The 6,360-nt window shown below is 52.8% G+C and carries 5 protein-coding genes and 2 pseudogenes; 4 read left to right on the plus strand and 3 right to left on the minus strand.

The genetic code is table 11. The features are described from left to right. Positions 1 to 33 precede the first annotated feature (33 nt). The 3 genes from chrA to AD944_RS01455 all read right to left on the minus strand — a co-directional run bounded on the left by chrA (position 34) and on the right by AD944_RS01455 (position 2,394). On the minus strand, positions 34 to 1,221 hold the full coding sequence (gene chrA / locus AD944_RS01445; protein ID WP_045543321.1) for a chromate efflux transporter: 1,188 nt from the start codon (positions 1,219 to 1,221) through the stop codon (positions 34 to 36). Positions 1,222 to 1,357: 136 nt separating this feature from the next. Then, positions 1,358 to 1,729, minus strand: coding sequence for an RcnB family protein (locus AD944_RS01450; RefSeq protein ID WP_231551657.1), 372 nt, complete (start codon positions 1,727 to 1,729; stop codon positions 1,358 to 1,360). A 38-nt stretch (positions 1,730 to 1,767) separates the two neighbouring features. Beyond that, positions 1,768 to 2,394, minus strand: coding sequence for a cytochrome b (locus tag AD944_RS01455; protein ID WP_187668535.1), 627 nt, complete (start codon positions 2,392 to 2,394; stop codon positions 1,768 to 1,770). A gap of 155 nt (positions 2,395 to 2,549) precedes the next feature. Between AD944_RS01455 and AD944_RS01460 the strand changes: the two genes are divergently transcribed. From AD944_RS01460 to AD944_RS16115, 4 genes and pseudogenes are all read left to right on the plus strand, one after another. Continuing rightward, entirely contained in the window at positions 2,550 to 3,245 is a 696-nt protein-coding gene (locus AD944_RS01460; protein ID WP_035379708.1) for a VIT1/CCC1 transporter family protein, read from the plus strand. A gap of 318 nt (positions 3,246 to 3,563) precedes the next feature. Next, positions 3,564 to 5,162 carry a B12-binding domain-containing radical SAM protein gene (locus AD944_RS01465; RefSeq protein WP_045543320.1) on the plus strand — a complete coding sequence of 533 codons (1,599 nt, stop codon included), beginning with the start codon at positions 3,564 to 3,566 and terminating at the stop codon, positions 5,160 to 5,162. A 315-nt stretch (positions 5,163 to 5,477) separates the two neighbouring features. Next, a pseudogene (locus tag AD944_RS16595) lies at positions 5,478 to 5,609 on the plus strand (IS5/IS1182 family transposase); the annotation flags it as partial. An 83-nt stretch (positions 5,610 to 5,692) separates the two neighbouring features. Next, positions 5,693 to 6,345, plus strand: a pseudogene (locus AD944_RS16115) (IS5 family transposase). The last annotated feature ends 15 nt before the right edge of the window (positions 6,346 to 6,360 follow it).

Raw genomic sequence — 6,360 nt, forward strand, 5'->3', positions numbered from 1 at the left:
TTCTCATTCAACGCCCGACTAAAAATGGGGGGATTACCCAACTACGAACAGTGGTGGCGCTCGCCAGACTGTCAGTAAAACAAAGCCGACAAGCACGAGTCCAAAATCTCCCGACGATTTGACCGCACTTGTCCAGACCGGCGTGTACAACGCGGCGCCCAGCAGGCCCACAACCGTTGCATTGACACCACGCATGATTGCCTGCGCTGCGGGACGGCTGCGGAAGGAATCCCAGAAGGGCAGTACACCGATGAGGATCAGGATACCCGGCAGAAAGATGCCAAGCAGGGCTAGGAAGGCGCCTGGCACACCGTGGGGCGATTGCTTGACGATCACGCCGAGATAGGCCGCAAACGTGAAGAGCGGCCCCGGAACCGCCTGTGCGGCGCTATAACCGGCGAGAAAGACATCGTCACTGACCAGACCTGGTGTCACAAAGGCTTCATGGAGCAATGGTAGTACCACATGACCGCCGCCAAACACGAGTGCGCCAGACCGGTAGAAGGCATCGAACAGTGAAAATCTCCCAGGCGCGCCATGGCCGCCGAGAATAGGGAGAGCGAAGAGCAGCACCACAAAGGCCAGAAGCGCAGCCGCCCCGACACGGCGCGATACGGGCACGGCGACATGTCCGATGTCCGATGTCGGAAGAGCGCGACAGAACCATAGGCCGACAATGCCACCGATGGCTATAGCGCCGATCTGGGCAAAGGGCGAGGTGACAAACAGAATGATGAGCGCGGCCACCACCGCGATGGATGCACGACCCCGATCTGGACACAGCGTACGTGCCATGCCCCACACGGCCTGTGCGACGATTGCCACGGCGACGAGCTTCAATCCATGCAAAAGACCAAGGCCAATCGGTCCTACTAGCGCGCTCGCGCTATAAGCAAAGAGAACAAGGGCGAACGCCGAAGGCAGAGTAAAGCCGGTCCATGCGGCGACGCCGCCAAGATAGCCCGCCCGCATCAGACCAATGGAAAATCCCACCTGACTGCTCACCGGACCGGGCAGAAACTGACAGAGCCCCACAAGATCCGCATAGGCGCGCTCATCAAGCCACCGCCGTTGGACGACAAATTCATTGCGGAAATACCCGATATGCGCGATCGGTCCGCCAAAGCAGGTCACGCCCAGCCGGAGGAAAATAAACAGAACTGCCCATGCAGTGGCCGTTCGTTGACGTTCTGGCGCTCGACCACAGGGCGCGGTGGTCATCGGGGTGAGCCCTTTAAATTCCGGACAGGTTCAAGGCAGATATCGTACCCATTTTAAGAACGCTATGTTAACAGATCGACTCCTGCAATCACAAAAAGTCTGCATAAGTCTGCGAGGAATGGTAACCATTTCTCCCTCAATAAGGCGAAGCATAACCCGGTGCTGTCGGGTAGGCTGGCGCTTCGGAACCAACAGTGGCAGCGACAACCCCTGCGATAAGACCGGTTGCTGCAGCCATCAGAAGATACTGTCCGCCTGACTGCATCCAGTAGTAACCCGCAGGAGGAGCCCAGAGCCCCCGCCGTCTCCGCCAGTCACTGACCATCCAGCGCTGCTCACGCGGGCCGGAATAATAGTCGCCTCTCCGCCAATGTTTCATGTGGCCATAGCCATGACCCTTATCGTGATGGTCATGCCCTCCACGTGCCCAGGGAGGGTCTGCATAGGCAGCGGAATAGGTCATAAACAGGCTGACTGACAGGAGAACTGTCGTGAATCGTTTTGTCACAGGCACCTCCATATGAAACTCATCAACAAAGCACGGCCTTACGGCTTTTGTGTGAACAGAGGATTGGCGCCTTGATCTCCACGCAGCATCATACGGCCTAAAACCCCGTCTTTCAGAATAACCTGATGGAACGCTGCCGCCATACCATGGCCTGTTGCGATCGCGACAATCAACCATGCGTTCCAGTGATGGATGGTTTGAATCCAATAAAGTAGCAAAGCCGGGAAGCGGGTAAAAGGTGAGGGTATCAGGAGGCCAAAAAAACTCATGGCCTGTCCTGCTCCCCATCGCCAGAGGTAGCCGAGCACGATTTCAGCCAGAAGCAGCACGTAGAGCGTATATTCCACGCCCAGCGCAAAGAAACGGTCGAGCGGCCGCAGCAGGTCCGATAGATGCCGACCTTTCGTCAGGCGCCAGGCAATGCGGAACGCCATGATTGCCGTCAGCAGGATGCCCGCTGTCAGATGCGCAATGACCATCAGATGATGAACCGGTTTTGCAGGCCAGCCCCAGCTTTCGCCAAGAGCGAACTGAAACAGCACCAGAAAGACGGTTGCCCAGTGAAGGGCAATCGTCGGCCTGTCATAGCGCAGGGTATGCGTGATATCCGGCGCCACGTCAGGCATGCCTTTCTCCCAGATAACGGTGAAGAGACTGTAGTTCATATCACACCAAACCTGACGGGAACCTGAACAAACAGGAATGATAAATAATAAATTCCATTGAAAATAACTCGCAATATTAGAATTAATTATTTGTTGTCATCTGGAAATTGAAGACCTATTCCTGAACACAATTTAGATTGCCAACGGATAATCTTATGTCGCGACTTCATCCTCTCTCTGAACGTCATGCTGTCGAGAAACTGGGCTGGCTGCGCGCCGCCGTCCTCGGCGCTAATGATGGAACACTCTCCACTGGAAGTCTGATTGTTGGTGTTGCCAGTTCTCACGCGACACACGGCAGTATCCTCATCGCAGGATTATCCGCGCTTGTGGCTGGCGCCCTCTCCATGGCAGCCGGGGAGTATGTTTCGGTCAGTTCCCAGCGGGATTCAGAACAGGCCGATATCGCCCGTGAAAAACAGGAACTGGCTACGGACTGGGACGGCGAAGTGACTGAGTTGGCAGGGATCTATCAGCAGCGTGGGCTGGATGCAGATCTCTCCCACACGGTGGCCGTCGCCCTCATGCAGCATGATGCCCTCGGCGCTCATGCCCGAGATGAACTGGGCCTTTCGGAAGCCACAGCGGCCAGACCCATCCAGGCGGCCTTCGCTTCGGCTTCTGCCTTTTCGTCAGGGGCGGTGCTGCCCGTTCTGGCGGCTGTTCTGGCTCCCATTTCGTGGGTGTCCTGGAGCGTCTCCCTGACGTCCGTCGTGGTTCTCGCCGTTCTGGGTATCGTTGGTGCAGTCGCCGGTGGCGCTCCCCCTCTGCGCCCTGCGCTGCGCGTGACGTTCTGGGGTATTGTGGCGATGATCATCACCGGCGGGATCGGACACCTGTTCGGCGTGTAACGCAGCAGCAGCTTTCAAAAGATACCCATCGATGGCAGGAACAGTGAATTCAATTCTCCCTTAAATTAATATGATTCATCATTAATAAATCCCAATAATAGACAATAACGATTGGCTATTTATTTGTTTAATCATACAATTATGGAATAAGATGTATTGTAAAATTATTAAATTTTTCCTCATTCCTATCGTAATTCAAGAGGGAAAATTACTATATTTCAATATATTTTTCTTCTTTCTCAGCTCTTAGAAAAGAAATTCATCAATTAAACGAAAACAACTCGACCGCACACTCTTAGAAAACTGGATCTTTGCACAATGATCGATGCCTGTAGGGTACTCATGGTCTTTCCCCGCTTCAACGCAAACTCATTCTGGAACTATCAAGAAACCTGCGATCTGACTAACGTACGCTATCCTGCTGCACCGCTTGGCCTTATTACAGTTGCAGCGCTGCTGCCTAAAAACTGGGAAATTCGGCTGGTAAACCGAAACACCGAACAGCTGGATGATGCAGATTTTGGCTGGGCCGATATTGTCATGACCGGCGGGATGCTGCCGCAACGCAACGATGCCCTGCATATTATCGAAATGTGTCGTGCCCTTGGTAAAGAGGTCGTGATTGGTGGTCCCGATGTTACGTCCAGCCCCCACCTTTACAGTGCAGCCAATTTTCAGGTTCTGGGCGAAGCCGAGGAAATCATGATTGATTTCATCACGGCATGGCGACGTGGTGACAGGCAAGGCATATTCAAAGCGGAGATGGGGAAAACGGATGTCACAAAAAGCCCTTTGCCGCGTTTTGATTTATTGAAGCTGGATCAGTATCTGCACGTTGGCGTTCAGTTTTCACGTGGGTGTCCGTTTAGTTGTGAGTTCTGTGATATTATCGAACTCTACGGTAGGGTGCCGCGCACCAAGACCAATGCACAGGTCATAGCAGAGCTTGATGCCCTGTACGCTCTTGGCTATCGTGGACATGTGGATTTTGTGGATGACAACCTGATAGGCAACAAGAAAGCACTCAAAAAATTTCTACCAGACCTCAAACATTGGCAGAGCAAAAAGAACTTTCCGTTCGAATTCTCAACAGAGGCTTCAATTAACCTCGCGGATGATCCCGATCTGCTGCGTAGCCTGTCTGAGACGAATTTCTTTGCCATATTCGTCGGTATCGAAAGTCCAGATACAGAGTCTCTCGTGCTCATGCAAAAAAAACAGAATACAAGGCGGAGCTTACAGCAGAGTATCGAGACAATCCACAAAGCAGGAATTTTTGTTAATGCTGGCTTTATCGTCGGGTTTGATAGCGAAAAAGGCAGTATTGCTAAAGGCATGATCGAATGTATCGAAGAGACATCGATCCCGGTCTGCATGGTGGGTCTGCTTTACGCCCTGCCCACAACGCAGTTGACACGACGCCTTTTTGCTGAAGGCCGTCTTTTTTCCGGCAGCGAACAGACCCAGTCGGGCGATCAGTGTACCGCTGGGCTTAATTTCGAAACAAAACGCCCACGGCGTGAAGTGCTGAATGATTACAGAACAGTGCTTGCCGCAATCTATGATCCGACTGCTTATTTCGGCCGGGTCCGCAGGCTTGGCCGAATGCTCAAGCGTGAACGCACGCACCGAATGATAAAAGGAGATCTGCGCAGTTTTATCCGGCTGCTTTTCCGCATTCACCGGGCAAGACCAGGAACGACGGGGCAGTTCTGGCGTATGATACTGGACTGCGCTTTGCATAACCCCAAAGCACTACCTTATGTAGTCATGACAAGTGCGCTTTACCTTCACCTCGGTCCATTTTCACGTCAGGTCATTGCTGAAATTGACGGGGAAATAGCAAATATAGATCAAGGCCGGTGGAGCCCTCCACCTGTAATGCAACCCATTGAAGCCGAGTTTATGGCAATCTGACCTGTATTAAGATCTGGAAGCAATGCACACACATCGTTTGCCGGCATCCAGTTTATCCAGTGCCATTAAGACCATTTTTTCAACTGACGCACAGAAAGTTGCCGGTTTATCGCACGAGCATAAGATCAGAGGCCCGGGAAGTTAACTACCTTAACTGAGTAGGATTTCAGATCCGGATCCTTATCGCAGGAAGAGTGCACTGGGCAGTTTGTCTCTGTTCCTTGATGCCGACACATGGAGGGTTCTAAAAACCTTCTGGTTTTGAGGTCTTTTCTATGGTTCCATTTTTTCGGTTTTTATTGGAGGAATGGCGCTATGAAACAGCCGGGCTTTTTTGACGTTGAAGAGCGGCTTGCTCGGCTGAGCGGGCTTGGTGATCAGCTCGAAGCGTTTTCCCGGACTGTAGATTTCGAAATTTTTCGTGCTGACCTAGAGCGTGTCGTCAGTTAAGGGCTGAGCATGTGCCGTGAGGGTTGTACTTTCTGTCGCTCTGTGCTGACTGTTTTCTTGGCTTTGAAGGAGAACAACGGATGCGGCGATATGGCTTACGTGACGACCAGTGGGAGCGGATAAAAGACCCTCTTCCGGCCCGTTTCGGGGACTGGAAAAACGTGCACCGGCGACTGCGCCGCTGGTGTGAAACTGGTGTGATCGAGCGGATCTTTCGCCATCTCGCCGCAGATCATGACAATGAATACATGATGATCGACAGCACTATTGTCCGGGCGCATCAGCACAGCGCCGGAGCCCTCAAAAAGGGGGTACGGATCAGGCCATCGGACGATCCCGGGGCGGATTGACTACAAAGATCCATGCCATCTGCGATGCCCTAGGCAATCCGGTGGAGATCGACATCACACCGGGACAGGATGCGGATATCAACCGGGCGGAACCGATGCTGAAAAACATCGATCCGGATGCCTTCCTTGCTGACAGGGCGTATGACGCAGACAGGTTGATCGACCGATTGACAGAGCGCGGGATTACTCCGGTCATCCCGCCAAAACGCAATAGAACAATGCCGCGGGAAACCGACTTCGCTCTTTACAGGGAACGTAATCTTGTCGAGCGGTTCTTCAATAAACTTAAACAGTTCCGCGCCATCGTAACCCGCTACGATAAGCTCAAATCTATTTTCCTCGCATCTGTGCAGTTCGCCTCAGTCATTATCCTACTTAACTGACGACACGCTCTAGGT

Source organism: Acetobacter tropicalis, assembly GCF_001580915.1.
Classification (GTDB): Bacteria; Pseudomonadota; Alphaproteobacteria; order Acetobacterales; family Acetobacteraceae; genus Acetobacter; species Acetobacter tropicalis.